The 26,542-nt window shown below is 63.1% G+C and carries 22 protein-coding genes; 20 read left to right on the forward strand and 2 right to left on the reverse strand.

Features of this window, described 5'->3' with window-relative positions:
* The first annotated feature begins 37 nt into the window (after nt 1-37).
* The 19 genes from ACZ445_RS15690 to ACZ445_RS15780 all read left to right on the forward strand — a co-directional run bounded on the left by ACZ445_RS15690 (nt 38) and on the right by ACZ445_RS15780 (nt 23,136).
* Nucleotides 38-496 carry an SRPBCC family protein gene (locus ACZ445_RS15690; RefSeq protein ID WP_058426720.1) on the forward strand — a complete coding sequence of 153 codons (459 nt, stop codon included), beginning with the start codon at nt 38-40 and terminating at the stop codon, nt 494-496.
* Between the two features lie 97 nt (nt 497-593).
* Nucleotides 594-1,040, forward strand: coding sequence for a DUF411 domain-containing protein (locus ACZ445_RS15695; protein WP_464703669.1), 447 nt, complete (start codon nt 594-596; stop codon nt 1,038-1,040).
* Nucleotides 1,037-1,480, forward strand: a complete 444-nt coding sequence (locus tag ACZ445_RS15700; RefSeq protein ID WP_464703670.1) for a YqaA family protein — start codon at nt 1,037-1,039, stop codon at nt 1,478-1,480. Before ACZ445_RS15695 ends, ACZ445_RS15700 begins: the two co-directional genes overlap by 4 nt.
* A gap of 56 nt (nt 1,481-1,536) precedes the next feature.
* The gene (locus ACZ445_RS15705; RefSeq protein WP_464693704.1) at nt 1,537-2,538 is read left to right on the forward strand and encodes an alpha/beta fold hydrolase; all 1,002 of its coding nucleotides are present in this window, start codon (nt 1,537-1,539) and stop codon (nt 2,536-2,538) included.
* Between the two features lie 26 nt (nt 2,539-2,564).
* Nucleotides 2,565-3,518 carry a D-2-hydroxyacid dehydrogenase family protein gene (locus ACZ445_RS15710; RefSeq protein WP_464707236.1) on the forward strand — a complete coding sequence of 318 codons (954 nt, stop codon included), beginning with the start codon at nt 2,565-2,567 and terminating at the stop codon, nt 3,516-3,518.
* A gap of 516 nt (nt 3,519-4,034) precedes the next feature.
* Complete coding sequence (gene glgA, locus ACZ445_RS15715) at nt 4,035-5,588, forward strand: glycogen synthase GlgA (protein WP_058426171.1); 1,554 nt, start codon at nt 4,035-4,037, stop codon at nt 5,586-5,588.
* A 20-nt stretch (nt 5,589-5,608) separates the two neighbouring features.
* The gene (gene treZ, locus ACZ445_RS15720; protein ID WP_310863011.1) at nt 5,609-7,354 is read left to right on the forward strand and encodes a malto-oligosyltrehalose trehalohydrolase; all 1,746 of its coding nucleotides are present in this window, start codon (nt 5,609-5,611) and stop codon (nt 7,352-7,354) included.
* Nucleotides 7,351-9,435: a 4-alpha-glucanotransferase gene (gene malQ / locus ACZ445_RS15725; protein WP_464707237.1), complete on the forward strand. Its 2,085-nt coding sequence runs from the start codon at nt 7,351-7,353 to the stop codon at nt 9,433-9,435. The genes treZ and malQ overlap by 4 nt, the downstream gene beginning before the upstream one ends.
* The gene (locus ACZ445_RS15730) at nt 9,432-12,182 is read left to right on the forward strand and encodes a malto-oligosyltrehalose synthase (protein WP_464703674.1); all 2,751 of its coding nucleotides are present in this window, start codon (nt 9,432-9,434) and stop codon (nt 12,180-12,182) included. The genes malQ and ACZ445_RS15730 overlap by 4 nt, the downstream gene beginning before the upstream one ends.
* A gap of 24 nt (nt 12,183-12,206) precedes the next feature.
* Nucleotides 12,207-12,455, forward strand: coding sequence for a DUF2934 domain-containing protein (locus tag ACZ445_RS15735; protein ID WP_179030180.1), 249 nt, complete (start codon nt 12,207-12,209; stop codon nt 12,453-12,455).
* Nucleotides 12,456-12,574: 119 nt separating this feature from the next.
* Entirely contained in the window at nt 12,575-14,734 is a 2,160-nt protein-coding gene (gene glgX, locus ACZ445_RS15740) for a glycogen debranching protein GlgX (protein ID WP_179030179.1), read from the forward strand.
* A gap of 1 nt (nt 14,735) precedes the next feature.
* Nucleotides 14,736-15,734: an acyl-CoA dehydrogenase family protein gene (locus ACZ445_RS15745; RefSeq protein ID WP_058426177.1), complete on the forward strand. Its 999-nt coding sequence runs from the start codon at nt 14,736-14,738 to the stop codon at nt 15,732-15,734.
* Nucleotides 15,731-16,489, forward strand: coding sequence for a PIG-L deacetylase family protein (locus tag ACZ445_RS15750; protein ID WP_464707238.1), 759 nt, complete (start codon nt 15,731-15,733; stop codon nt 16,487-16,489). Before ACZ445_RS15745 ends, ACZ445_RS15750 begins: the two co-directional genes overlap by 4 nt.
* Entirely contained in the window at nt 16,486-17,085 is a 600-nt protein-coding gene (locus tag ACZ445_RS15755; RefSeq protein WP_310863006.1) for an SAM-dependent methyltransferase, read from the forward strand. The genes ACZ445_RS15750 and ACZ445_RS15755 overlap by 4 nt, the downstream gene beginning before the upstream one ends.
* On the forward strand, nt 17,082-17,741 hold the full coding sequence (locus ACZ445_RS15760; RefSeq protein ID WP_179030177.1) for a glycosyltransferase family 2 protein: 660 nt from the start codon (nt 17,082-17,084) through the stop codon (nt 17,739-17,741). The genes ACZ445_RS15755 and ACZ445_RS15760 overlap by 4 nt, the downstream gene beginning before the upstream one ends.
* Nucleotides 17,742-17,919: 178 nt before the next feature.
* Complete coding sequence (locus ACZ445_RS15765) at nt 17,920-18,681, forward strand: PIG-L deacetylase family protein (protein ID WP_464707239.1); 762 nt, start codon at nt 17,920-17,922, stop codon at nt 18,679-18,681.
* Nucleotides 18,682-18,931: 250 nt separating this feature from the next.
* Nucleotides 18,932-21,490 carry an autotransporter family protein gene (locus tag ACZ445_RS15770; RefSeq protein ID WP_464693710.1) on the forward strand — a complete coding sequence of 853 codons (2,559 nt, stop codon included), beginning with the start codon at nt 18,932-18,934 and terminating at the stop codon, nt 21,488-21,490.
* A gap of 138 nt (nt 21,491-21,628) precedes the next feature.
* Nucleotides 21,629-22,657: an alpha/beta fold hydrolase gene (locus ACZ445_RS15775; RefSeq protein ID WP_464707240.1), complete on the forward strand. Its 1,029-nt coding sequence runs from the start codon at nt 21,629-21,631 to the stop codon at nt 22,655-22,657.
* Nucleotides 22,657-23,136 carry a cytochrome P460 family protein gene (locus ACZ445_RS15780; RefSeq protein WP_464707241.1) on the forward strand — a complete coding sequence of 160 codons (480 nt, stop codon included), beginning with the start codon at nt 22,657-22,659 and terminating at the stop codon, nt 23,134-23,136. The genes ACZ445_RS15775 and ACZ445_RS15780 overlap by 1 nt, the downstream gene beginning before the upstream one ends.
* A gap of 251 nt (nt 23,137-23,387) precedes the next feature.
* On the opposite strand, the gene ACZ445_RS15785 is transcribed toward ACZ445_RS15780, so the two are convergent.
* Both ACZ445_RS15785 and ACZ445_RS15790 read right to left on the reverse strand, forming a co-directional pair.
* On the reverse strand, nt 23,388-24,785 hold the full coding sequence (locus tag ACZ445_RS15785; protein WP_464707242.1) for an amino acid permease: 1,398 nt from the start codon (nt 24,783-24,785) through the stop codon (nt 23,388-23,390).
* 58 nt (nt 24,786-24,843) lie between these two features.
* On the reverse strand, nt 24,844-25,878 hold the full coding sequence (locus tag ACZ445_RS15790; protein WP_464707243.1) for a histone deacetylase family protein: 1,035 nt from the start codon (nt 25,876-25,878) through the stop codon (nt 24,844-24,846).
* Nucleotides 25,879-25,999: 121 nt separating this feature from the next.
* Here ACZ445_RS15790 and ACZ445_RS15795 point away from each other — a divergent pair, with 121 nt between their 5' ends.
* Nucleotides 26,000-26,491 (forward strand): Lrp/AsnC family transcriptional regulator, encoded by a 492-nt coding sequence (locus ACZ445_RS15795; RefSeq protein WP_058426187.1) that lies wholly within the window; start codon nt 26,000-26,002, stop codon nt 26,489-26,491.
* Nucleotides 26,492-26,542: the final 51 nt, after the last annotated feature.

Here is a 26,542-nt window from a genome sequence, read left to right on the forward strand (position 1 = left end):
CTATTCTGACAGTTCGAAGACGCACAGGAGGTGTGCCATGCGCGCAGCCGAGCAGTCGGTCCGCTTGGAGCGGATCAGTCAGGAACGTTTTATCCACGCTCCCATCGACGCCGTTTATGACTATGTGACCCAGCCGGATCGCTGGCACGAATGGCATCCCACGTCCCTCGGTGCCGACACCGGCACCACCGGCTCACTCCCCGCCGGCGCCCGCTTCACCGAAATGATCGACCTGCTGGGGGTACGCGTACCCATGAGCTACCGCGTGCAAATCGCCCGGCGCCCTGGCGAGTTCAAGACCGTGTTTACGTCCCTGGCCGTGGATGGTTCGATTCATTACTTCCTCATGCCCCACCAGGGCGGCACGCTGTTCAAGCGGGTGCTGACCTATGAAACCGAACTGCAACTCGCCACCCTGCATGAACGCATGATCGAGTTGTCGGCGATTGCCCTGGACCAGCTCAAGCACCGGCTGGAAAACCCACCGCTCGTATAATCTTGAAACATTCTCGCCCTGCAGGCGCTGGCTTGCCCGCGATGACGTCGTCATGATCGCCGCCATCCCAATAGTCACCTCCTGCACGCGAGATCCTATGAAAACCCCATTGCGCCTGGCCCTACTGTCGACCCTGTTCACCGCCACCCTGGCCCAGGCCGCCGACCTGATCCCCATCGACGTGCACCGCGACGCCAACTGCGGTTGCTGCAAAAAATGGATCAGCCACCTGGAAAGCAACGGCTTCAAGGTCAATGACCATGTCGAAGCCGACATGAGCGCCGTCAAGCAACGCCTGGGCGTAGCGGCGCGCCTGGGCTCGTGCCACACCGCCGTGATCGACGGCAAGTTTGTCGAAGGCCACGTGCCTGCCGAACAGGTGCTGGCCCTGCGCAAGCGCGACGACCTGCTGGGCGTCGCCGCGCCGGGCATGCCCATGGGCTCGCCGGGCATGGAAGTGGAAGGCCGCAGCGAGGCCTATCAGGTCATCGGCCTGACCCGTGAGGGTAAAGACGTGGTGGTGGCTGAATACCCGGCGCAATGATCGCGGGTTACCTCGGGCTTTTCTTCGCGGCGTTCGGCGCCGCGACCTTGCTGCCCCTGCAATCGGAAGCCGTACTGGTCGGCCTGCTGCTCAGCGGGCATTACAGCCTGTGGCTGTTGCTGGGTATCGCCACCCTGGGCAATGTGCTCGGTTCGGTGGTGAATTGGTGGCTGGGGCGCTGGGTGGAGCACTTCAAGGCGCGGCGCTGGTTTCCGGTCAGCGACCAGCAACTGGACAAAGCCCGCAAGCATTACCAGCGCTGGGGCCATTGGACACTGTTGCTCAGTTGGCTGCCGGTCATTGGCGACCCGCTGACGTTGGTGGCCGGGGTGATGCGCGAGCCGTTGTGGCGATTCCTGTTGCTGGTGACCCTGGCCAAAGGCCTGCGTTATGGCGTGCTGGCCGCCGTGACCTTGCAATGGGTGTTAATTCCCGCTTAATCGCTAGTTAATCCTTGGGCAACAGCATCCGAACCACCTTTCTCGGAGCCCTGCCCATGCCTCTGTTCCGCGCTTCTTGCATCGCCGGCCTGCTCACGGCCACCGCTGCCCCGGTATTTGCCGCCACCTACGGTCCCGAACTGCAAGGCTTTGAATACCCCTATCCGCTCAAGCATTTCGAGTTTCAATCCCAAGGCGAGTCCCTGCAAATGGGCTACATGGACGTGCCGGCCAAGGGCAAGCCCAACGGTCGCAGCGTGGTGCTGATGCACGGCAAGAACTTCTGCGGCGCCACTTGGGAAGGCTCGATCAAGGCCCTGAGCGACGCCGGCTACCGCGTGATCGCGCCGGACCAGATCGGCTTCTGCAGTTCCAGCAAGCCCGATCATTACCAGTACAGCTTCCAGCAACTGGCGCTCAATACCCACCAACTGCTGGAAACGCTCGGTGTTCAGAAGGCCACTCTTATCGGCCATTCCACCGGCGGTATGCTTGCCACGCGTTACGCCCTGATGTACCCCGCGCAAACCGAACAGTTGGCGCTGGTCAATCCGATCGGCCTGGAAGACTGGAAAGCGTTGGGCGTGCCCTCGCTGAGCGTCGACCAATGGTATGCCCGTGAGCTGAACGTCAGCGCCGAGGGCATTCGCAAGTACCAGCTCAACACCTACTACGTCGGGCGCTGGAAGCCGGAGTACGAGCGCTGGGTAGACATGTACGCCGGCCTCAGCAACGGCCCCGGGCATACGCGGGTCGCATGGAACTCGGCGCTGATTTACGACATGATCTTCACCCAGCCGGTGTACTACGAGTTCAAGGACCTGAAGATGCCGACGCTGCTGCTGATCGGCACATCGGACAACACCGCCATCGGCAAGGACGTCGCGCCACCAGCCGTCAAAGCCAAGCTCGGCAACTATGCCGTGTTGGGCAAGCAAGTGGCCAAGCTGATCCCCCACGCCACCCTGGTGGAATTCCCGGGCCTGGGGCATGCGCCACAAATGGAAGAACCGGCCCAGTTCCACAAAACGCTGTTGCAGGGGCTGAACGCCCTTTAATCCAAACTTTTTCGAGGCGCTCGTGAATGTCGGTACAGATTGCAGTCATTGATGATTGGCAGAATGTGGCCAGTGGCGTGGTGGATTGGTCAGTCCTTGAGGCGGTGGGCCAGGTGCACTTCCTGCACGATTACACGGCGGATACCGCCACGATGATCGAGCGTTTGCGGGAGTTCGAGGTGATTTGCGTGATGCGCGAGCGCTCCAGCTTCGACAAGGCTCTGCTGCAACGTCTGCCCAAGCTCAAATTGCTGGTGACCGGCGGCATGCGCAACGCCGCCATCGACATTCCCGCCGCCAAAGCCCTGGGCATTCAGGTCTGCGGCACCGACAGTTACAAACACGCAGCCCCCGAGCTGACCTGGGCGCTGATCATGGCCTCCACCCGCAATCTGGTAGCCGAAGCCAATTCATTGCGTGCCGGCCACTGGCAAGTCGGCCTCGGCGGCGACCTGCACGGCAAGACCCTGGGGATTCTCGGCCTCGGCAGCATTGGCCAGAAGGTCGCGCAGTTTGCCCAGGTGTTCGGCATGCGCGTGATTGCCTGGAGTGAAAACCTCACGCCGGAACGTGCCGCCGAGTCCGGCGTGACCTGGGTCAGCAAGCAGGCGCTGTTTGAACAGGCGGACATCCTTACCGTGCACCTGGTACTCAGCGACCGCAGCCGTGGGCTGGTGGATGCCCAGGCGCTAGGCTGGATGAAACCCGGCGCGCGCCTGGTCAACACCGCACGCGGGCCGATTGTGGATGAGCAGGCACTGGTGCAGGCCCTGGAAAGCGGCCGCCTGGCCGGGGCGGCGCTGGATGTGTATGCCGAGGAGCCGTTGCCGGCGGATCACCCGTTCCGCAGGTTACCGAATGTGCTGGCCACCCCGCACGTTGGCTACGTGAGCGAGCAGAATTACCGGCAGTTCTATTCACAGATGATCGAAGACATTCAAGCCTGGGCCAAAGGAGCGCCCATTCGCGTGCTGGGCTGATGCACCATCCCAGGGCGCTCCGCACAAGCGCGGCGCCCACCCGACCTTGTAGTGAGCAGGCTTGCCCTGCGCTGGGGCGCGCAGCGGCCCTGAATATCGGTTCAATCTTCGAAAGTCCCGGTTGGGAGCGCTTCGCACTCCAGCGCAGGGCAAGCCTGCTCACCACAGGGTCCGCTCCACCCTGGCATATGGTTACAATTTTTTTGTCCTACAAAATCTTCCTAGAAACCCTACAGGCTCTGGGATCTGTCCTAGACTCATGACCGATGGGTCCGTTCCAAAACAAAAACCCCGCAGAAAATCTAAACTTTTCAACTCGGCCATTGGTCAAGTTTTAAGGTACGACGAGCGCACACGGTTCCAGCCCGATGCCCGTCCATCCAATCTATATCTGCCAACCGTGCAACTGGCATAAGCCTTGCCAGATCTGTACAGCGCTTGTGCGCGTGGCCGCAGGATGCGGTCGAAGGAGTTAATGGCAACCGGCCATTAGCCGACCAACACGTGGAGAGAACTATGATCAGTGCCGCTGCAAGTATTCAGGGAGAGCGTGTTAGTCAGACCGTTGGCGGGGCAACCGCGTTGGCTGACCTCACCACGGTGCGGCCGGTTCCCACCTACAACCCCAACCGCAAGAAAGTCCTGTTCGTGACCTCCGAATTCGCCGACCTGGTAAAGACCGGTGGCCTGGGCGACGTCTCCGCCGCCCTGCCCCGCGCCATGGCCCACCTGCACGATGTGCGGGTGCTGATCCCCGGTTATCCGCAGGTGATGGAAAGCGACAACCCGATTCATATCATCGGTGAGCTGGGCGGCCACGCGGCGCTGCCGCCGTGCAAGATCGGGCGCATGGACCTCAAGGATGGCCTGGTCATCTATGTACTGATCTGCCCCGAGCTCTACGAGCGCGAAGGCACGCCTTACGGCGCCAACAACGGCCGCGACTGGCCGGACAACCATATTCGTTTCGCCCGCCTGGGCCTGGCCGCCGCCGACATGGCCGCCAACCTGGCACAGATCCACTGGTGCCCGGACCTGGTGCACGCCCACGACTGGCCCGCCGGCCTGGCGCCTGCGTACATGCACTGGCGTGGGTCACGCACACCGACGCTGTTCACCATTCATAACCTGGCGTACCAGGGCGTGATCAGCCTGGCGTCGACACCAGAGCTAGGCATTCCGCCCCACGCCCTGCAACAGGAAGGCATGGAGTTCTACGGCAAGATGTCGTTCCTCAAGGCCGGCATGGCGTATTCCAGCCACATCACCACGGTGAGCGCCACCTACGCCCGTGAAATCACCACACCCGAGTTCGGCTGCGGGCTCGATGGTTTCCTGGCCAGCAAGACCCAGCAAGGTTTGCTCAGCGGTATTCCCAACGGCATCGAAGACAGTTGGGAAACCTCCACCGACCCGCACCTGACGCACAATTTCAACATTGGCGACTGGGACGGCAAGGCGGTCAACGCCGCACAGGTGCGCAACCTGTTCGGCCTGCATGACTCGAACGGCCCGCTGTTTGCGGTGGTGTCACGCCTGGTGTTCCAGAAAGGCCTGGACCTCACCGAAGCGGTGGCCAGTTTTATCGTCGAGCAAGGTGGGCAGATCGCCATTATCGGTCGCGGCGAGCCGGAAGAAGAAAACGCCATGCGTGAACTGGCGCTGCGCTTTCCCGGCCAGATCGGTGTGCGCATCGGCTTCAACGAGACCGATGCCCGCCGCATGTTCGCCGGCAGCGATTTCCTGCTGATGCCGTCGCGCTACGAGCCCTGCGGCCTGAGCCAGATGTACGCCCAGCGCTTTGGTTCGCTGCCCGTCGCCCGCAACACCGGCGGCCTGGCCGACACCATCGAAAACGGTGTAACCGGCTTTCTGTTCAATGAATCCACGGTCGACAGCTACAAAGAAGCCTTGAACCGTGCGTTCAAGGTGTTCGCCTTCCCTGGCCTGCTTAATGCCATGCGCAGCCGAGCGATGACTCAACCGTTCAACTGGAGCCAGGCGGTCGAACCCTACGCCGAACTGTACGAGCAGCTGGTGGCTAAAGCACTGGGGAAATCCGCTAAATAATCAACGGGAGGTCTCTATAGATGCCGTTACGGACTCTGGAAACCTGGCCCCACGGCGCAATCATGCTGGACGCGCAACACACGCGTTTCGCCTTGTGGGCGCCAGACGCGTTTTATGTCAGCGTTGAATTGGAACACGGCAAGTCCATTGCCATGCTGCCTCAGGCAGAGGGCTGGTTCGAAACCGAAATAGCGTGCCCGGCGGGCACGCGCTACCGCTTCAATATCGATGGGGAAATGGATGTGCCCGACCCGGCCTCCCGCGCCCAGGCCGGCGATGTGCACGGCTGGAGCGTGGTGGTCGACTCCCTCGCTTATCAATGGCGCCACAGCACTTGGCAAGGCCGCCCCTGGCACGAGGCTGTCATCTATGAACTGCATGTCGGCGCCATGGGTGGTTATGCCGCCATCGAAACACACCTGCCACGCCTGGCCGAGCTGGGCGTTACCGCGATTGAATTGATGCCGCTGGCGCAATTTCCCGGCGATCGCAACTGGGGCTACGACGGGGTCCTGCCCTACGCGCCCCAAGCCTCCTACGGCACGCCCGAACAGCTCAAGCACCTGATCGACTGCGCCCATGAGCACGGCCTGGCGGTGATCCTCGACGTGGTCTACAACCACTTCGGCCCGGACGGCAACTACCTGGGCCAGTACGCCAAGGGCTTCTTCCAGGAAGACGTGCACACGCCCTGGGGTGCCGGTATCGATTTCAACCGACGCGAGGTACGCGACTTTTTCCTCGACAACGCCTTGATGTGGTTGCTCGAGTACCGCTTCGACGGCCTGCGCCTGGACGCCGTCCACGCCATCGACAACCCGGACTTTCTCAAGGAACTGGCGCACCGCGTGCGCGAGCAAGTGGACACCGGCCGGCACGTCTGGCTGATGCTGGAAAACGAACTCAACCAGGCCAGCCTCCTGCAACAGGACTTCGACGCGCAATGGAACGATGACTTCCATAACGTCCTGCATGTGCTGCTGACCGGCGAAACCGACGCCTATTACAGCGACTTCGCCAAGGAGCCCACAGCCAAGCTGGCGCGCTGCCTGGGCGAAGGGTTTATCTACCAGGGGCATACCACCCGGCATGGCCATGAGCGTGGCGAACCCAGTGGGCATCTGCCGCCGAGCGCGTTTGTGGCCTTCCTGCAGAACCATGATCAGATCGGCAACCGCGCCCTGGGCGAGCGCCTGCATCAACTGTGCTCGCCGCAGGCGCTGAAGGCGGCAACCGCCCTGCTGTTGCTCTCGCCGATGATCCCGCTGATGTTCATGGGTGATGAGTCGAATGCCCGCGAGCCGTTCCTGTTTTTCACCGATCACCATGGCGAACTGGCAGAAGCGGTGCGCGAAGGCCGCCGCAATGAGTTCAAGGATTTCGCCGCGTTCCAGGACCCGGAGCGGCGCGAGCGCATCCCCGATCCGAATGCCCTGTCGACCTTTTTGCAGACCACGCCGAGCTTCAACGATAACGACCACGCCCAGCTCTATCGCCAGTTACTCAGCCTGCGCCACCGTCATATCGTGCCGCACTTACCCGGCAGCATGGCCCTGGGTGCCGAGGTCTTGGCCGAAGGCGCCGTGAGCGCCCGTTGGCGCCTGGGCGATGGCAGCCTGTTGCAGATCGACCTCAACCTGGGCGCCACGCCACTGGATCACCCGGCCACGGCGCCAGTCCTGTTTGAAACGCCTGCCTGTACCGGCGCACACCTGCCGCCGTACAGCGCACGCGTCACCCTATCCCCTGTTGGAGAGCACCCTTGAGCGAAGCGAACCTGGAAATCCTCGCCAGCCGAGCGGGCCTGGCCGTCGATTGGATCGACGCAAACGGCCGCCCGCAACATGTCAAGGCCGACGCCCTGCGCGCCGTCCTCAAAGGCCTCGGCCACCCCGCCGACACCGATGCCGAAGTCAACGCCAGCCTGCTGGCCCTGGAACAGGTGCAACAGAACAAACACCTGCCGCCTCTGCTGACCATCGACAGCGGCGCAGGCCTGGACCTGGCGCGCTACTTCGAACCGGACACGCTGTGCCGGGTCAGCCTTGAAGACGGTGAAACCCTGGAGCTGCGCCTTGATGGCGACGCCGTCCTACCCGGCGTGATCGCCCTCGGCTACCACCAGGTGCATATTGCCGACCAGACCTTCACCCTGGCCGTCGCGCCCACCCATTGCTACAGCGTGGCCGAAGCGGTCGACAGCCGCCCTGCCCGCGCCTGGGGCCTCAGCGCGCAACTGTACAGCTTGCGCCGCCTGGGCGATGGCGGCTTCGGCGACACCCTGGCCCTGGAGCACCTGGCCCGCTCGGCGGCCGAGCGCGGCGCCGATGCGCTGGCGATCAGCCCGATGCACGCGATGTTCAGCGCCGACACCGCGCGCTACAGCCCGTACTCGCCCTCCAGCCGCTTGTTCCTCAACAGCCTGTATGCCTCGCCGGGTTGCATCCTGGGCGAGCGCGAAGTGCGCAACGCCATCGAGGCCAGCGGCCTGGCGGATGAACTGCACGACCTGGAGCAACACAGCCTGATCGACTGGCCCACTGCCGCCAGGGCCAAACAGCGCCTGCTGCGTACGCTGTACGAAGACTTCCGCCACGGCCACCACCCGCAACACGCCGACTTCCAGAGTTTCCGCCAGGCCGGCGGTGAGGCGCTGGAAAACCACTGCCGCTTCGAAGCCGTGCAAACCGCCCGCGCCGCTGCCGGTGAAGACCTCGACTGGCGCCACTGGCCAGAAGACTGGCGCACCCCACAGAGCCCGGCATTGGCGCGGTTCGCCGAAGACCACCGTGACGAGATCGGCTACTTCGCCTTCTGCCAATGGCTGATCGCCCGGTGCCTGGAGCGCGCACAGCACGCCGCACGCGGCAGCGGCATGGGCGTCGGCCTGATTGCCGACCTGGCGGTGGGCGCCGACGGCGGCGGCAGCCAGGCCTGGAGCCGCCAGGATGAATTGCTCGCCGACCTGACCGTGGGCGCGCCACCCGATATCCTCAACCGCGCCGGCCAGGGCTGGGGCATTTCCGCGTTCTCCCCCGAAGGCCTCAAGCGCCACGGTTTTCGCGCCTTCATCGAAATGCTGCGGGCCAACTTCGCCCACGCCGGCGGCTTGCGCATCGACCATGTGATGGGCCTGCAACGCCTGTGGGTGATCCCCATGGACGCCTCGCCGCGTGACGGCGCCTACCTGTATTACCCGGTGGACGACCTGCTGCGCCTGTTGGCGCTGGAATCCCACCGCCACCAGGCCATCGTGCTCGGTGAAGACCTGGGCACCGTGCCGGACGGTCTGCGCGAAAAACTTATCGCCCGTTCGATTCTGGGCATGCGCGTGTTGCTGTTCGAGCAGAACCACGAAGGTCAGTTCAAACCGATCCTCGACTGGCCGGACAACGCCCTGGCCACCACCAGCACCCACGACTTACCGACCCTCAACGGTTGGTGGCACAGCCGCGATATCGAGTGGAACATCCAGCTCGGCCTGATCGATGCGCCCACCGTGGAGCAATGGAGCGAACATCGCCTGCGCGAACGCCAGGCGCTGCGCCAGGCCTTGAGCCAGGACCCGCAGAACTTCGTCGAAGAGATCCGCAATGAAACCGACCACATGATCGACGCCAGCGTGCGCTACCTCGGCCACACCCGCGCACCGCTGGTGCTGCTGCCGCTGGAGGACGCCCTCGGTGTGGACGAACAAGCCAATCTGCCCGGCACCACGGACACCCACCCTAACTGGCGCCGTCGCCTGCCGGGTGAGGCGTCCAGCCTGCTCGACAATGCCGGTGCCGCCCGCCGCCTCGAACTGTTGGCCGTCGCGCGCAACCAAGCCTATGAGCGTGACCGATGAAAGCCCTGCCCCTGCGCGCCACCCAGCGCCTGCAATTCCATAAAGGTTTTACCCTCAATGACGCGGTGCCGCTGGTGCCGTATTTCGCCCGGCTGGGCATCAGCCACCTGTATGCCTCGCCGCTGCTCAGCGCCCGCGCCGGTTCCATGCACGGCTATGATGTGGTCGACCCCACCACGGTCAACCCGGAACTCGGTGGCGAGCCGGCGCTGCGTCGCCTGGTCGCTGCGTTGCGTGAACACGACATGGGGCTGATCCTCGATATCGTCTCCAACCACATGGCCGTCGGCGGTGCCGATAACCCCTGGTGGCTAGACCTGTTGGAGTGGGGCCGCCTGAGCCCCTACAGCGAATTCTTCGACATTCAGTGGCACTCGCCGGACCCCTTGCTCAAAGGCCAATTGCTGATGCCGTTCCTCGGCAGCGACTACGGCGAAGCCCTGCAAACCGGCACCCTGACCCTGCACTTCGATGCCGAGCACGGCACATTTTACGTCGAGCACTACGAACACCGCTTTCCCATCTGCCCCAAGGATTACGCGGCGATCCTGGGCACCGATGAACCGCTCCAGCCTCTGGCCGAGCGCTTCAGCGCCCTCGCCTACCAGGACGACGCCTACCACGAGGCCGCGTGGCTCAAGCAAGCGCTGGCCGAGCGCGCCACCGAGGTGCTACCGGCAATCGAACAACGTTTGACGGCCTTCGACGCGCGTCAGCCCGAGGGCTTCAAGCGCCTGCATCAGTTGCTCGAACAACAGGCCTACCGCCTGGCCAGCTGGCGCACGGCGGCGGATGACATCAATTGGCGGCGCTTCTTCGATGTGAATGAACTCGGTGGCCTGCGCGTCGAGCGCAGCGCAGTGTTCGAAGCCACCCACGGCAAGATCTTCGATCTGATCAGCGAAGGCCTGGTGGATGGCTTGCGCATCGACCACATCGACGGCCTGGCCGACCCACGCGGTTACTGCCGCAAACTGCGGCGCCGCGTGGACTCGCTGTCGCCTGAGCGGCATTTGCCGATCTTCGTCGAGAAAATCCTCGGCGAAGGCGAAACCCTGCGTGAAGACTGGCAGGTGGACGGCACCACCGGCTACGAGTTCATGAACCAGCTTTCACTGCTGCAACATCACCCGGACGGCTTTGCGCCACTCGCCGCGTTGTGGACCCGTCACAGCGAACGGCCTGCAGCGTTTATCGAAGAAGCGCAATTGGCCCGCCAGCAGATCCTCAACGGCTCCCTTGGCGGCGACTTCGAAAGCGTGGCCCAGGCCCTGCTGCAAGTAGCCCGCGACGATGTGATGACCCGCGACCTGACCCTCGGCGCCATCCGCCGGGCCTTGCAGGAACTGATCGTGCACTTCCCGGTGTACCGCACCTATATCAGTGCCCGAGGCCGCAGTGCCGCCGACGACAGGCTGTTCCAGCAGGCCATGGACGGTGCCCGCACGACCCTGGGCGAAGGCGACTGGCCGGTGCTCGACCACCTGGCCAACTGGCTGGGCGGCCAGCCGTGGCGTAATCGCCCGGTGGGCCGTGAACGCAAAATTCTCAAGCACGCCTGCGTGCGCTTCCAGCAACTCACTTCACCCTCCGCGGCCAAGGCCGTGGAAGACACCGCGTTCTATCGCTCGGCGGTGTTGCTGTCGCGCAACGACGTGGGCTTCGGCACCGAGCAGTTCAGCGCGCCTTTGGCCGACTTCCATGGGGTCAACCAGCAACGCCTGCAGAGCTTCCCCGACAACCTGCTGGCCACCGCCACCCATGACCACAAGCGCGGCGAAGATACCCGCGCGCGCCTGGCGGTATTGAGTGAATGTGCGCCCTGGTACGCCGAGCAAGTCGAGCAATGGCGCGCCCTCGCCGCACCGCTGAAGGCGGACGCAAGCACGCCGTCGGCGGGCGACGAATTGATCCTCTACCAGGTGCTGCTGGGCAGTTGGCCCCTGGACCAGACCGACGACTTCGAGGGCTACCGGCAGCGCCTGTGGCAATGGCAACAAAAAGCCCTGCGCGAAGCCAAATTGCAAAGCAGCTGGAGCGCGCCCAACGAAGCCTATGAACAAGGCGTCGAAGCCTTCCTCTCACGGCTGCTGCTCAGCGATGAAGGCCACACGTTACGCACTGCCATTGGTGCCGCTGCCCAGGCCATCGCACCGGCCGGTGCACTCAATGGCCTGGCGCAATCCTTGCTTCGCATGACGGTGCCGGGTGTACCGGACCTGTACCAGGGCGATGAGTTCTGGGACTTCAGCCTGGTCGACCCGGACAACCGCAGGCCAGTGGATTTCAACGCCCGGCAACAGGCGCTGGATACCCCACCGGACATCGGCGAACTGTTGTTCAACTGGCGCGACGGGCGTATCAAACAGGCGTTGATCGCGCAGGTGCTGGGCTTGCGCAAGGCCTGGCCCGAGCTGTTTCGCAAGGGAACCTACACACCGCTGCAAGTGCTCGGCAAACATGCCGAACGGGTGGTCGCGTTCGCGCGTGAACACCGGGGCAAACAACTGCTCGTGGTGGTGCCGAGGTGGACGCATCAACTGCTTGAAAACGGTGTGCGCCCGCAAATCAATGCGCAGGTTTGGGGCGATACACGGGTGAAATTACCGTTCGCCGCGTCAACCAAAAACTGGAAGGGACTTTTTCATACAGGCGCAGTCACACCAGACAAGGAGCTGTTGATCAGCACTGCCCTGGGGGATTTCCCGGTCAATGTCTTTATCAATCCTGATGATCAAGAAAGCTGAAAATTCTCTGTGAGGAGCATTGCGATGAGTACTGACGAAAAACGCATAAAAGAGTTGGCGCATCAGATCTGGGAGTCCGAAGGCAAGCCCCATGGGCAAGACGCGCGGCACTGGGAGATGGCGCGCAAACTGGCAGAAGCCGAAGCGCTGACGCCGAGCAAACCCAAGGCCGCCGCCAAGCCCAAGCCACCGGTCAAAGCCAAGCCGGCGGCCAGCAAGCCGGCGCCACCGGCCGCTAAAAAACCACCCGCCGCGAAGAAACCCAAGCCTTGATTCCCCGCCTCTTGTCGGCGCTGTCGGCAAGAGGTGATTCCACCTACCAGACTCTCAGCTGAAATTTCGTCGGCACGGCCGCGTTCGGCCTGAAGAAAGACCCTTGCAGGAGCAACTCAATGAGCAAACCCGATAAAACCCCATCGACGCCGGGCAACGAACCGTCGCGAATCCGTGAAGGTTTGCCCTTCCCGCTCGGCGCCACCTGGGATGGCCTGGGCGTCAACTTCGCCCTGTTCTCGGCCAACGCGACCAAGGTCGAGCTGTGCCTGTTCGACGACACCGGCGAGGTCGAGCTGGAACGTATCGAACTCCCCGAATACACCGACGAGACCTTCCACGGCTACCTGCCCGACGCCCATCCCGGGCTGATCTACGGCTACCGCGTGTACGGTGCGTACGACCCGGCCAACGGCCACCGCTTCAACCACAACAAATTGCTGATCGACCCCTATGCCAAGCAGCTGGTGGGCGAACTCAAATGGTCGGAGGCGCTGTTCGGCTATACCATTGGTCACCCGGATGACGACCTCAGCTTCGACGAGCGCGACAGCGCGCCCTTCGTACCCAAGTGCAAGGTGATCGACCCGGCGCACACCTGGGGCAACGACCAACCGGTACGCGTGCCGTGGGACCGTACAATCATCTACGAAACCCACCTGCGCGGCATCAGCATGCGCCACCCGTCCGTGGCCGAAGCCGTGCGCGGCACCTGCGCCGGGCTGATGGAAGACGATGTGCTCAAGCACATCCGTCAGTTGGGCGTGTCGTCGGTGGAGCTGCTGCCCGTACATGCCTTCGTCAACGACCAGCACCTGCTGCAAAAAGGCATGACCAACTATTGGGGCTACAACAGCATCGCGTTTTTTGCCCCCGACCCACGCTACCTGGCCAGTGGCAAGATCGCCGAGTTCAAGGAAATGGTCGCGCACCTGCATGAGCAGAAGCTCGAAGTGATCCTCGACGTGGTCTACAACCACACCGCCGAAGGCAACGAGCGCGGCCCGACCCTGTCGATGCGCGGCATCGACAACGCCTCTTACTACCGCCTGATGCCGGACGACAAGCGTTTCTACATCAATGACTCCGGCACCGGTAACACCCTGGACCTGAGCCACCCCTGCGTATTGCAGATGGTCACCGACTCGCTGCGCTACTGGGCGACCGAGATGCACGTCGACGGCTTCCGCTTCGATTTGGCAACGATCCTAGGCCGCTACCGCGAGGGTTTCGACGAACGCCACAGTTTCCTCGTCGCCTGCCGCCAGGACCCGGTGCTGCGCCAGTTGAAAATGATCGCCGAGCCCTGGGACTGCGGCCCCGGTGGCTATCAGGTGGGCAACTTCCCGCCGGGCTGGGTGGAATGGAATGACCGCTTCCGCGACACCGTGCGTGCCTTCTGGAAAGGCGATGACGGCCAATTGGCTGACTTCGCTGCACGCATGACCGCCTCCGGCGAAATGTTCAACCATCGTGGGCGCCGTCCCTACAGCTCGGTGAACTTCATCACCGCGCATGATGGTTTCACGCTGCACGACCTGGTGTCGTACAACGACAAGCACAACGAAGCCAACGACGAAAACAACCAGGACGGCAGCAACAACAACCTGTCCTGGAACCACGGCGTCGAAGGCCCGACCGACGACCCGCAAATCAACGCCCTGCGCCTGCGCCAGATGCGCAACTTCTTCGCCACATTGCTCCTGTCCCAAGGCACACCGATGCTGGTAGCCGGCGATGAGTTTGCGCGCACCCAGCACGGCAACAACAACGCCTACTGCCAGGACAGTGAGATCGGCTGGATCAACTGGGACCTGGACGAAGACGGCAAGGCCCTGCTCAAATTTGTGAAGCGTTTGATCAAGCTGCGCCTGGCTTACCCGATCCTGCGCCGTGGGCGCTTCCTGGTGGGCGACTACAACGAAGACATCGGCGTGAAGGACGTCACCTGGCTGGCGCCGGATGGCAACGAGATGACCACCGAACAGTGGCAGGACAGCCACGGTCGCTGCCTGGGCATGTTGATGGATGGTCGCGCCCAGGAAACCGGGATTCGCCGTCCCGGCGCCGACGCTACCTTGCTGCTGGTGGTCAACGCCCATCACGACATGGTCAATTTCCGTTTGCCGTCGGTGCCCGAAGGTGAGTTCTGGACCTGCATGCTCGATACCAACGAGCCCGCCGTGCGCGGCCAGGAACGCTTTGATTTCGACCACGAGTACGCCGTGACCGGGCGCTCGCTGTTGTTGTTCGAACTGCAGCGCGAAGACGAGGTGTGAGATGGCCCTGCATGGATTCCTTCAAGGATTCCAGGACTATGCGGACACGCAAGCCCTGGGCGACGCCCTGAAGGCGCTTCAGGAAGAAGGCCTGGACCAACTGCCGCTGCCCGGCGGCGGTCAGACCCTGGCGCGGTTCAGTCGCCTGGCGCAGGTGGCGGGTCATGACCTGCGCCTGTGCAAGCTGTTCGAAGGCCACACCGATGCCCTGGCAATCATCGCCGAGCTCAACTCCCCACTGCCGCCCTTGGGCAGCACGTGGGGCATGTGGGCCGCCGAGCCGCCAACGGCCAAGGTGCGCGTGCACCAGGAGGGCCATCGCCTGCGGGTGCAAGGCCGCAAGGCTTGGTGCTCCGGCGCGGCGGTGGTGAGCCATGGGTTGTTGACCGCCTGGGACGAAGACGATCGCCAGCAGTTGGTGGCCGTGCACATGGATCAACCCGGCATTGTGGTCACGGATGAGGGGTGGAACGCGGTGGGTATGGCGGCCACCGGCAGTGTGGAGATCGTATTTGATGGGGCCTGGGGCCTGGCGGTGGGCGGACCGGGAGATTACCTCGCCCGCCCAGGGTTCTGGCAAGGCGGTATCGGTATCGCCGCCTGCTGGTACGGCGCGGCGCAACGCCTGGCGGAAGTCTTGCGCGCGCAGTGCAGTAAACGCCCGGAACCTCACGCCCTGGCTCATCTAGGCGCCGTCGACAGCGCACTGAACAGCGCCGCCTGTGTGCTGCGTGCCAGCGCGGAACAGATCGACCTTCAGCCCAAGGCTGACGCCCGGCACTTGGCCCAGCAGACGCGGGCCTGTATCGAAGACACGGTTGAGCAGGTCATACGCCATGTCGGGCGCGCTGTCGGTGCGGGTCCCTACTGCAAGGACCCGCACTTTGCCCAGTTGATGGCAGACCTGCCGGTGTATGTACGCCAGAGTCATGCCGAACGCGACCTGGCCGGGCTCGGAGAGCTGGTGGCCGGTGAACCCACAGGGAGGTGGCAGTTATGAGACCCAATCCGATCGTTGGCCAGGGCACGCCGCTGCATCATTGGCAGGCCTCGCCGAAAATGGCCGACTTGCCGTCGATCAGCGTCGAGCAGTTGGTGCCCAGCGGCCACCGTGCGGTGATCATCGCACCGCATCCGGATGATGAGATCCTCGGCTGCGGCGGCCTGATGCAGGGCCTGGCGGCGCTGGGTCGGCCGATCCAATTGATTTCGGTGACCGACGGCAGCGCCAGCCACCCCGGCTCGCAGCGTTGGCCAGTGGAGCGTTTGAGCGTGGTGCGCCCGCAGGAATCGGCCCAGGCCCTGCACCGCCTGGGGTTGCCGCTGCACAGTTTGAAATGGCTGCGCGCCGGTTTTACCGACAGCCAGGTGGCGGCGCGGGAACAGGAACTCGTGGCGTTTATCCAACGCTACCTCAAGCCTACCGACGTGGTGTTCACCACCTGGCGCGAAGACGGCCATTGCGACCATGAGGCCGTGGGGCGTGCCAGCGCCCAGGCCTGCGCGGCGGTCGGCGCCACCCTGTATGAGCTGCCGGTGTGGACCTGGCATTGGGCAACACCCGAAGACAGCGTGGTGCCCTGGCACCGTGCACGCAAGATCCCGCTGACCTGTGAGGCCGTCGCTCGCAAACGGCATGCCATCCACGCCTTCGCCAGCCAACTGGAAGGCGACCCGCAGATCGGCCTCGCGCCGGTGCTGGCGCCCTACGTGGTGGAACGTCTGTTGCAACCCTTTGAAGTGGTATTCGTATGAGTGTGGCCACGCCTTACTTCGACCAGCTGTTCGCCAATAACGATGATCCCTGGGCCTTTCGCCAACGCTGGTATGAGCGGCGCAAGCGTGCGCTGACCCTGGCGCTCCTCACGCGGCCACGCTACGCCTCGGTGTTCGAACCCGGTTGCGCCAATGGCGAGCTGAGTTTCGAACTGGCACCGCGCTGTGATCGCCTGCTGTGCTGCGACACCGCTGCGGCCGCCGTGGACCTGGCGCGCACTCGCTTGCTGGGGTTCCCCCAGGCCCAGGTGCAGCAGTGCCGCTTGCCCGAACAGTGGCCTGCGGGCCGGTTCGAGCTGATCGTATTGAGCGAGTGGTGCTACTACCTCGACGCCGATGACCTGGGCCAATTGATCGATCACGCCCGCACCGCACTGACTGCCGACGGCCAACTGCTCGCCTGCCACTGGCGCCCGCCTATCGACGGTTGCCCGCAAACGGCTGAGCAAGTGCACGCCCTGCTCCAGCAGCGCCTGGACATGCCCCGCATCGCCAGCCATTACGAACCTGATTTCCTGCTCGACCTGTGGAGCCGCGACGGCACCTCGGTCGCCACCCTTGAGGGCCTGCGATGATCGGCATTCTGATCCCGGTACATAACGAAGAGGCATTGCTCGGCGACTGCCTGAAAGCCGCGTTGATCGCTGCCAGCCATCCTGGGCTGCTCGGCGAAACTGTGACTGTTCTGGTGGTGCTCGACAGCTGCAGCGATGCCAGCGCCGCCATCGCCCAGGCCTACCCGGTGCAGTGCCTGGAAGCCCAGGTACGCAACGTGGGGCACGTGCGTGGCGTGGGTGCGCGGCATTTGCTCAATCAGGGCGCACGCTGGATCTCCTGCACCGATGCTGACAGCCGGGTGGCCCCCGACTGGTTGGTGGCCCAATTGGCGTTGGGCGTGGACGCCGTGTGCGGCACCGTCACGGTGGATGCGTGGAGCGAGGGTTTCGACCCCGCCGCGCAGATTCGCTACAACCAGGGCTACGAGGCCCGCGACGGTCATCGGCATATCCACGGGGCCAACTTGGGGGTGAGTGCTGGTGCGTACGTGCGCGCCGGAGGTTTCGAGCCGCTGGCGTGCCATGAGGATGTGCAATTGGTGCGCAACCTGGAGCGGTGCGGCGCCTCCATCGCCTGGAGCCACGGCCCGCAGGTGATTACCAGTGCGCGCCTGGACGCCCGTGCACAAGGGGGATTCGGCGATTACTTGAAGAGCCTGATGCACGCCACCTGAAAAAACGCCGTTACAGAATGTGAAACCGCGCAATCCTTGTCTATGCTGAGAACGCCTTGCTGGCATTCCAGGGTTGGGGTGCCATGCAGCCACTACGGCGGAGCCTGTAGTGGAAACAAGAGAGTCGTCCCGTCAACGGGGCACGACCCCGCATCAACCGACAAGGATGTGACACCCCATGAAGCTTGCTTCCTTAAGCGACGGCCGCCGCGGCCCCGCGCAAGTCTGGAACAGCGCCCCGCAACTGGCGCAAATCCCCCCCATTACGCCCTCCTCATTAGTGCCGCCCGGCGCACGCGTGGTGATCATCGCTCCTCATCCAGGCGATGAGGTGCTGGCCTGCGGCGGCTTGCTGCAATTGCTCAGCACGCTGGAACACCCGCTGCAGCTGATCTCCATCACCGACGGCAGCGCCAGCCACCCGGGCTCCAACGTCTGGCCGGCGAGCCGCTTGAGCGTGGTCCGCCCCCAGGAAAGCGCCGAAGCCCTGCGCCGCCTGGGCATGCCGCTGCACAGCCTGAAGTGGATTCGCGGCGGTTTCTGCGACAACGCCCTCGCCGCCCGCGAGCCGCAACTGAGCCAATTCATAGCGCGTTACCTGCAGCCCGGCGATGTGGTGTTCAGCACCTGGCGCAACGATGGCAATGACGACCATGACGCGGTGGGCCGTGCCAGTGCCAAGGCGTGCAGCCTGGTGGGCGCGCACCTGCATGAACTGCCGATCTGGGCCTGGCACTGGCCTGCCCGCGAAGGCGCGATCATCCCCTGGCAACGCGCGCGCAAGGTGCGCCTGGACACCTGGACCGTGGCGCGCAAACTCCACGCCGCCCATGCCTATGCCAGCCAGTTGGCCGGGGACCCGCAGATCGGCCTGCCGCCGATACTGGCCCAGGTGCTGCTGGAGAGAATGCGCGAACCGTATGAGATCGTGCTGTCCTGACACCCGACTCGTCCATACCTGTCAACTCTGACAGTAGCGGCCCGGCAAATGTGTAGCTAGGGTGGAAAAAGCGCTGCACCGCTTCAGGTGCAGTCGAGAAAGCCATGCCAACCCTTTGCATTGGCCGGTGTTTTCTGAATCGGGTAACCCGCTGTCCCTGATCCGTATCGCGTTCTTCGTTGCCATGGTCTGAATCGCAGCCGACGCTCGGCTGCCGTGAACGATAGGTTACGTTCAATGAGGACGGATCATGAGCAGACAACGTGCCCCCTGGTTGCACCTGATGGCCATGCTGGTGGCTGCCTCCTGGTGGGCGGACAGCGCGATAGCCTGCCCGCTGACAGTCACCGCCGGGGATGATGTGATCAACTGCAACAGCGGCGCTGCCGGTAACCTGGTTGATACCCAAGGCAACAACAGCCTGATTTTCTCTTCCGGCAACGGCAGCGTGGTCGGCGTGTCGTATGGCGCCGGCAACGACCTGATCGAAATGAACACCCCGGCAGCGGTCATTGGCGCCGGGGGGGTCAGCATGGGCGATGGCGCGAACATCTTCCGCCTGTTCCAGGGGCAGGTCCAGGCCGCGATCCTGCAGGGCGCAGGTGACGACATCGTCCAGATCAGCGGCGGGCAAGCCATCTCCATCAACCAGAGCGCCGGCAAGGACAGTTTCCAGATAAGTGGCGGCACCATCAGATCGTTGGCTCAAGGAACCGGTATCGACCAATTCGTCATGAGCAGTGGCACCATTACCGATTACTTCGAAGACGGCGACCTCGCCCTGATGACCGGAGGCAGGATCGGGCGGGTCGACATGAAACTCGACGACAATACGTTCGATATGCGGGGTGGCACCATCGTTGGCAACCTGGTCACGGGTTTTGGTAACGATACTATCCTGGTGTCTGGCACCAGCTTCATCGGCGGCAATATCAGTGTCAGCGGCGGTACGGACAGCATCACCCTCACCGGCGGCACGGTGAACGGACAAATCCTTGCCAGTGCCGGGAATGACACGCTGACGTGGAGCGGCGGTGGCCAGGTCAATTCATTCATCCTGATGGGCGCGAATAACGACACCGCTCTCCTGCAGAACCTGACCGAAGCGAATGTTGCCCCTACACCGGTCCTGGACGGCGGCGACGGAGTCGACACCCTCACGTTCGATAACACCAGGGTCAGCACGCCCGCACGTTATTCAAACTGGGAAACCGTGAACCTGGACAACAACTCCCAAATGACCCTAGGAGGAACATTCACCCTGGGTGGCTCGGATACAGGCACCGGCACCCTGAACAACAACGGAACCAGCACCTTGCTGGTCGGCACCGGGATCATCAGCGCCTTCGACCCCGCACAATCGGCAACGTTGAACAACCGCGGGCTGATCGACATGACCACCGGCAGTTCCATCGCCACCGACACCCTGACGGTGAATGGCAACTACAACGGCAACGCCGGCGTACTCGCACTGCAGACCGTATTGGGCGATGACAACTCTCAGACCGACAAACTGATCGTCAGCCGAGGCACGATCGGCGGGACCACCACCCTCCAGATCACCAATCTGGGCGGCAGCGGTGCGGCAACCGCCGTAGATGGCATCCGGGTGGTCGATGCGCAAAATGGAGCGACCAGTGCCAGCGGTGCGTTTTCCCTGGGCAACGCGGTGGCCGCCGGCCCGTACAGTTATTTCCTGTACCGTGGCGGCGTCAGCGCAGGCACACAAGACAGCTGGTTCCTGCGTTCTCAAGCTCCCGTGATCAACCCGCCCGAACCGGAAGGCCCGGTCACCCCACTGCCGGAGCCTGTACCGGGAGGTCCCGAACTGCCCAAACCGACGATACGCCCCGTCCTCTTCATTCGTCCGGAAGTGTCACTCGCGGCGACACTCTACCCCGCGGCCCAGCAAGTGGTGCGCCAGGCAATGGGCACCTTTCACGAGCGCGTGGGTGAACAAGACAGGCAGCGGGAACCCGGGGCTTTTTCGTCGGGGTGGACGCGGGTGTATGGCGGCGGCAGCCGCCAGCGCTATGCCGGTGGTCTCAGCAACACACTGGACAGCTCGATCAGCGGCTATCAGGTTGGCACAACGGTTTTTTCCAGGACTACAGGCGCGGGTGACACCCAGAACCTGGGGCTCTTTGCAGGGCAGAACCGGCTCAGGGGGGATGTCAAAGGCCTCATCAACGGCTTGCCCGACCGCAAGGCCGGAGACACCACGCTGCGCGGCGCCAGCCTGGGGCTGACAGGCACACATATCTGGAAGAACGGCGCGTATACGGACGTCGTCGTGATGCACACCCGCCTCAGTGGTCACAATGAGTCGGACCGCGGGATAAAGATGAAGACCAAGGGCCACGATCTCGCGCTGTCGGTGGAAGTCGGTACACCGTTTGAACTGACGCCTGCTTGGAACATTGAACCCCAGGTGCAAATGATCTGGAACCGGACCCGGTTCGACAGCCAGAAGGACCCCTTCTCCAGTGTGTCCTACGACTCCGACGATCAACTCACGCTGCGTGTGGGCGTAAGGGCCAGCGGTCACTACGTGGTCCGCAACCTGCCCGTCACCCCCTATGTTCGGGCCAACGTCTGGCATACCCCGCAAGGCAAAAGCACGGTGACCTTCAATGACGTGGATTTCGACACCGAACAGAAGTCCACAACCCTGGACCTGAGCCTTGGAGCCGGGGCTGCATTGGCGCCAGACATTGTTCTGTACGGCGAAGTGAGCCATAGCCAAAACCTCGACAGCCTCGAACTCAGTGGCACTCGAGGCACGCTCGGGCTGAGGATGGCGTTCTAGCGTCGAGGTTTGTATCGCAGTGTGTATACAGCTCACTGCGATACACAGTCTTTAACTGCGCGGGTTTCCTGAAACAGGCCAGATACAGCCCGGCGTTCAACTGAGCACAGGCACACATCCAGCCGCAGGAGGCTCGCCATGCAGACTCAGTTGAACCGCCGCTCCACACCGCTTTTCCTGGCCTTTGCCCTGGCGCAATTCGGCATCCTGGGCATGGCCCACGCCGAAATGCCCGAGGCTGCGACCAGGGTTGTCGCCAGTACCCAAAGCGCCTTCGGTGCCCTCAAGCACGTCAAGGCCGGGCTGCTGGATGTGGCCTACGCCGAAGTCGGCCCCGCCACCGGCCGCGTGGTGATCCTGCTGCATGGCTGGCCGTACGACATCGACAGCTATGCCGAGGTCGCGCCACTGCTGGCAGCCAAGGGCTATCGCGTGTTGACCCCTTACGCACGGGGTTATGGCGACACGCGTTTCCTCTCGGATAACACCCCGCGCAACGGCCAACCGGCGGCGCTGGCCAGTGATGTGATCGACTTCATGGACGCGCTGAAGATCCAGCAAGCGGTGCTCGGTGGCTACGACTGGGGCGCACGCTCGGCGGACATCGTCTCGGCATTGTGGCCGGAGCGGGTCAAGGCGCTGGTGTCGGTCAGCGGTTACCTGATCGGCAACCAGGCGGCCGGCAAGAGCCCACTGCCGCCCAAGGCCGAGCTGCAATGGTGGTACCAGTTCTACTTCGCCACCGAGCGCGGCGCCGCCGGCTACCAGAAAAACACCCACGACTTCGCCAAGCTGATCTGGCAATTGGCCTCGCCGCGGTGGAAGTTCGATGACGCCACGTTCGACCGCAGCGCCAAAGGCCTGGAGAACCCGGATCACGTGGCGATCACTGTGTTCAACTACCGCTGGCGGTTGGGCCTGGTGCAGGGTGAAACGAAATACGACCCGCTGGAGCAGAAACTCGCCCAGGCGCCGTCCATTGGCGTGCCGACCATCACCCTCGAAGGCGACGCCAACGGCGCCCCGCACCCGCAGCCCGAGGACTACGCCAAGCGCTTTACCGGCAAGTACGAGTTCCGCCTGATCAAGGGTGGCATTGGCCACAACCTGCCGCAGGAAGCGCCCGAGGCATTTGCCAAGGCGGTCATCGATGCGGATCACCTGTAATGAAGCGCCTGTGCATGGCCGCATTGGCCCTCGCGAGTTCGGCTGGCGCCTTCGCCGACAGCGCCCCCTCGCCGATCTACGGCGTGACTATCCCCGACGGCTACCGCCAATGGGAACTGGTGGCGCCGGCCCAGGAAGCCGACCCGTTGAACGAGCTGCGCGTGGTGCTGGGCAACAGCGCTGCGCTCAAGGCTTACCGGGAGGGCAAGTTGCCGTTCCCGGATGGCACCGTTCTGGCCAAGTTGGCGTGGAAACACGAGCCGTCACCGGACTTCAAGACCGCGTCCATCCCTGGCGCGGCGACCACGGTGCAGTTCATGGTCAAGGACTCGAAAAAATACGCGTCCACCGGTGGCTGGGGGTTTGGACGCTTCATCAATGGCAAACCCGCCGATGAAGCGCAGCACCAGACGTGTTTTGCCTGCCACCAGGCGTTGGTGAAAGACCGCGATTATGTCTTCACCAGGCTGGCACCCTGAAAGCCAGCCCTTTCAAGGTCTCTAGTCAGAACTGGCGACAAATACCCTGTGGCGAGCGGGCTTGTTGTGGCGAGCGGGCTTGCCCCGCGTTGGGCTGCGAAGCGGCCCCAACACCAGCAGCCGAAGAGTGCCTGATTCACCGCATGCCTCCTTTCAGGGTCGCTTCGCAACCCAACGCGGGGCAAGCCCGCTCACCACAGTTGCAGGGTTCGCCCTTAATGGCGTGGTATCAGCCAGACATGGCCGGTTTTTCAACGACCTTGAACGGGCAGACCCTGAAAGCGCGAAAACTGATAGGCGATTCCCAACCAGATAAACCAGGCCGGCATCACGCACAGCGCCAGGCGTGTGTCCGGCCGCAACGCCAGCAGGCCCAGCACAAAGGCGAGAAACGCCAGGGCAAACCAGGCCATTGGCACACCACCAGGCATCTTGTAGGTGGATTGGGCGTGCAGGTCCGGGCGTTTTTTGCGGTAGGCGATGTAGGACGCCAGGATGGTCGACCAGGTAAAGATCACCAGGATCGCCGACACCGTCGACACGATGGTGAAGGCGGTCATCACCTCCGGCACCACAAAGAGCAACACCAGCCCCAGCAACATCAGCAAGCTGGTAAACGCCAGGCTGATAAACGGCACGCTGCTGTTCGACAAGCGCCGGAAGATCCCTGGCGCATCACCCAGGTCGGCCAGGCCGAACAACATGCGGCTGGCGGAAAACACCCCGCTGTTGGCAGACGACGCCGCCGAGGTCAGCACCACGAAATTCACGATGCCCGCTGCGGCGGGGAATCCGGCGACCAGGAACAACTCGACAAACGGGCTCTTGCTCGGCGACACCTGCTGCCAGGAGGTCACCGCGATGATGCACGCAAGGGCCAGCACGTAGAACAGGATGATGCGCAGCGGGATCGAGTTGATCGCCTTGGGCAAAGTCTTTTCCGGCGCACGGGTTTCGGCGGCGGCGGTGCCGATCAGCTCGGTGCCGGCGAAGGAAAAGATCGCCATCTGGAAGCCGGCAAAAAAGCCGAACAGGCCGTTGGGAAATGCCGCTTGTTTATCCAGCAGGTGGCTCAACGAAGCGGTGACCCCGGTGGGCGAGACGTACGAACTGGCGATCAGCACCCCACTCACCCCGATCAACGTCACCACGGCGATGATCTTGATGATCGCGAACCAGAACTCCACTTCGCCGAACAGCCTGACCGTCAGCACATTCAGCGCGAACAGGGTCAGCAACATCGCCACCGCCGGCATCCAGGCCGGTACATCGGGGAACCAGTACTGGAAGAAACCGCCGACCACAACGGCGTCGCCCACCACCGCTACGCTCCAGCTCAACCAGTACGACCAGCCGAGAAAGAACGCCGCACGCGGCCCCAGGTAAGCACCGGCAAAGTCGGCGAAGCTCTTGAAGTTGAGGTTGGACAGCAGCAGCTCGCCCATGGCGCGCATCACGAAGTACACGAACAGCCCGATGATCATGTAGATCAGGATGATCGAGGTGCCAGACAGCGCGATGATCTTGCCGGAGCCCATGAACAGGCCGGTGCCGATCGCGCCGCCCATGGCCATCAGCTGGATATGGCGGTTGCTCAGGGTGCGTTGCAAGGCAGGCTGTTCACACAGCCCGGGCGTGGTTGTTTTCATCACAAAACCTCTTGTTATGTTTTTGAGTTTTGGCAGAAGAAAAGTCGAGGGGTCGTTGTTATTGGCTGTGGCGTTCGAAACCGTGCAGCACGTTGACCGCATTGATGCCGATCTCATCGACCATGTAGCCGCCTTCCATCACGAACAGCGTGGGCACGCCGACGCTGGCGATGATCTCGCCCATGCCGAGGAAGTCTTCGCTGTCGAGGAGGAAGTGGCTGATAGGGTCGTCCTTGAAGGTGTCGACGCCCAGGGAGATCACCAACACTTCAGGCGCAAAGCGGCGCAGTTGCTGGCAGGCGTCGATCAAGGCGGTGCGGTAATTGGCCCAGCTGGTGTTTTTCGGCAACGGGTAGTTCAGGTTGAAGCCCTCCCCCGCGCCGACGCCGCGTTCACTGCCGGCACCGGAAAAATACGGGTAGGACACTGCCGGGTCACCATGCAGGGAAATAAACATCACGTCCGGGCGGTCGTAGAAAATATTCTGGGTGCCGTTGCCATGGTGAAAATCCACATCCAGCACCGCCACGCGCTTGGCACCCCGGGTGATGGCGTGCTGTGCGGCAATTGCGGCGTTGTTGAGGTAGCAGTAACCGCCCATGTATTCACGGGCCGCGTGATGGCCCGGTGGGCGGCATAGGGCAAAGGCGCTGTGATGGCCTTCGTCGAGCAACGCCAGGCCGGTCAGTGCGATGTCGGCACTGGTCTTCACCGCCTCCCAGGTGGTGCGGGTAATCGGCGAACCGGCGTCCATCGCGTAAAAACCGAGCTTGCCGTCGATGAACGCCGGCACCTGCTGGTTGGCCAGGTCGCGCACCGGCCACACCAGGGGCAAGGCGTCATGACTGCGGCCGATGGCGGTCCATTCGGCCCAGGCGGTTTCCAGGAACGCTACGTAGCGCTCGCTGTGGGCGGCGACGTAACAGGCGCGGTCGAAGCGACGCGGGGTGATGATGTCGCCCAGGCCGACCTGCCGCACGCGGTCACGCACGGTGTCGGCGCGGCTGGGTTGTTCGAACGAGGGTTTGAGCACGCCGTCCTTGAGTTCGGTGCCATGGTGCAAACGGTGGGCTTCGCTGAAAACAGTCAACATGTGAGGGCATCCGCCAGTAAAAGACAGGCTCTATTTTGTTCTGGCAGCAGTGGGCTTTCTTTGCTTTTACTTACGGCACTGTTAGGTTTATCGGAAACATTTACCTCATTGGCGCACGATTATGAAAAATAAAACCAAACAGGTCGTTCTTGACGACACCGATCTCGCCATCCTCGCCCTGCTGCAGCAGGACGCCAGTATTTCCAACGCTCAGTTGAGTGAGCGCCTGTCCCTGAGCCTCACGCCCTGCTGGCGCCGACGCAAACGCCTGGAGGAAGAAGGCGTGATCAAGGACTACCAGGCCAACCTCGACCGCAAGATGCTCGGGCTGGACATCCTGGCGTTCGTGCATGTGCGTTTTGCGATCCACACCGACCATGCGCCGGATGCTTTCGAGGCCGTGGTGAAAGAACTGCCACAGGTGTTGTCGTGCCACAAGATCACCGGGGATGCCGATTATCTGTTGCAGGTACTGGCCGAAGACCTCGACAGCTACAGCGAGTTTGTCGAGAGCGTGTTGCGGCGCCAGTTGGGGATTGCGTCGATTCAGTCGAGCCTGGCGCTGAGGGAGGTCAAGGCGACGAGTCGGGTGGCGATTCCACAGCGCGAATAACCGTCGCTTGTCAGGGGCGCGATGTGGCAAATCGCCGCTAATGCGATGTGA

This window comes from Pseudomonas allii, assembly GCF_055380095.1.

Bases quoted from the DNA above. Each gene is read 5' to 3' on its own strand.
- ACZ445_RS15690 (WP_058426720.1), top strand. From the start codon at position 38: ATGCGCGCAGCCGAGCAGTCGGTCCGCTTGGAGCGGATCAGTCAGGAA.
- ACZ445_RS15695 (WP_464703669.1), top strand. From the start codon at position 594: ATGAAAACCCCATTGCGCCTGGCCCTACTGTCGACCCTGTTCACCGCC.
- ACZ445_RS15700 (WP_464703670.1), top strand. From the start codon at position 1,037: ATGATCGCGGGTTACCTCGGGCTTTTCTTCGCGGCGTTCGGCGCCGCG.
- ACZ445_RS15705 (WP_464693704.1), top strand. From the start codon at position 1,537: ATGCCTCTGTTCCGCGCTTCTTGCATCGCCGGCCTGCTCACGGCCACC.
- ACZ445_RS15710 (WP_464707236.1), top strand. From the start codon at position 2,565: ATGTCGGTACAGATTGCAGTCATTGATGATTGGCAGAATGTGGCCAGT.
- glgA (WP_058426171.1), top strand. From the start codon at position 4,035: ATGATCAGTGCCGCTGCAAGTATTCAGGGAGAGCGTGTTAGTCAGACC.
- treZ (WP_310863011.1), top strand. From the start codon at position 5,609: ATGCCGTTACGGACTCTGGAAACCTGGCCCCACGGCGCAATCATGCTG.
- ACZ445_RS15730 (WP_464703674.1), top strand. From the start codon at position 9,432: ATGAAAGCCCTGCCCCTGCGCGCCACCCAGCGCCTGCAATTCCATAAA.
- ACZ445_RS15735 (WP_179030180.1), top strand. From the start codon at position 12,207: ATGAGTACTGACGAAAAACGCATAAAAGAGTTGGCGCATCAGATCTGG.
- glgX (WP_179030179.1), top strand. From the start codon at position 12,575: ATGAGCAAACCCGATAAAACCCCATCGACGCCGGGCAACGAACCGTCG.
- ACZ445_RS15745 (WP_058426177.1), top strand. From the start codon at position 14,736: ATGGCCCTGCATGGATTCCTTCAAGGATTCCAGGACTATGCGGACACG.
- ACZ445_RS15750 (WP_464707238.1), top strand. From the start codon at position 15,731: ATGAGACCCAATCCGATCGTTGGCCAGGGCACGCCGCTGCATCATTGG.
- ACZ445_RS15755 (WP_310863006.1), top strand. From the start codon at position 16,486: ATGAGTGTGGCCACGCCTTACTTCGACCAGCTGTTCGCCAATAACGAT.
- ACZ445_RS15760 (WP_179030177.1), top strand. From the start codon at position 17,082: ATGATCGGCATTCTGATCCCGGTACATAACGAAGAGGCATTGCTCGGC.
- ACZ445_RS15765 (WP_464707239.1), top strand. From the start codon at position 17,920: ATGAAGCTTGCTTCCTTAAGCGACGGCCGCCGCGGCCCCGCGCAAGTC.
- ACZ445_RS15770 (WP_464693710.1), top strand. From the start codon at position 18,932: ATGAGCAGACAACGTGCCCCCTGGTTGCACCTGATGGCCATGCTGGTG.
- ACZ445_RS15775 (WP_464707240.1), top strand. From the start codon at position 21,629: ATGCAGACTCAGTTGAACCGCCGCTCCACACCGCTTTTCCTGGCCTTT.
- ACZ445_RS15780 (WP_464707241.1), top strand. From the start codon at position 22,657: ATGAAGCGCCTGTGCATGGCCGCATTGGCCCTCGCGAGTTCGGCTGGC.
- ACZ445_RS15785 (WP_464707242.1), bottom strand. From the start codon at position 24,785: ATGAAAACAACCACGCCCGGGCTGTGTGAACAGCCTGCCTTGCAACGC.
- ACZ445_RS15790 (WP_464707243.1), bottom strand. From the start codon at position 25,878: ATGTTGACTGTTTTCAGCGAAGCCCACCGTTTGCACCATGGCACCGAA.
- ACZ445_RS15795 (WP_058426187.1), top strand. From the start codon at position 26,000: ATGAAAAATAAAACCAAACAGGTCGTTCTTGACGACACCGATCTCGCC.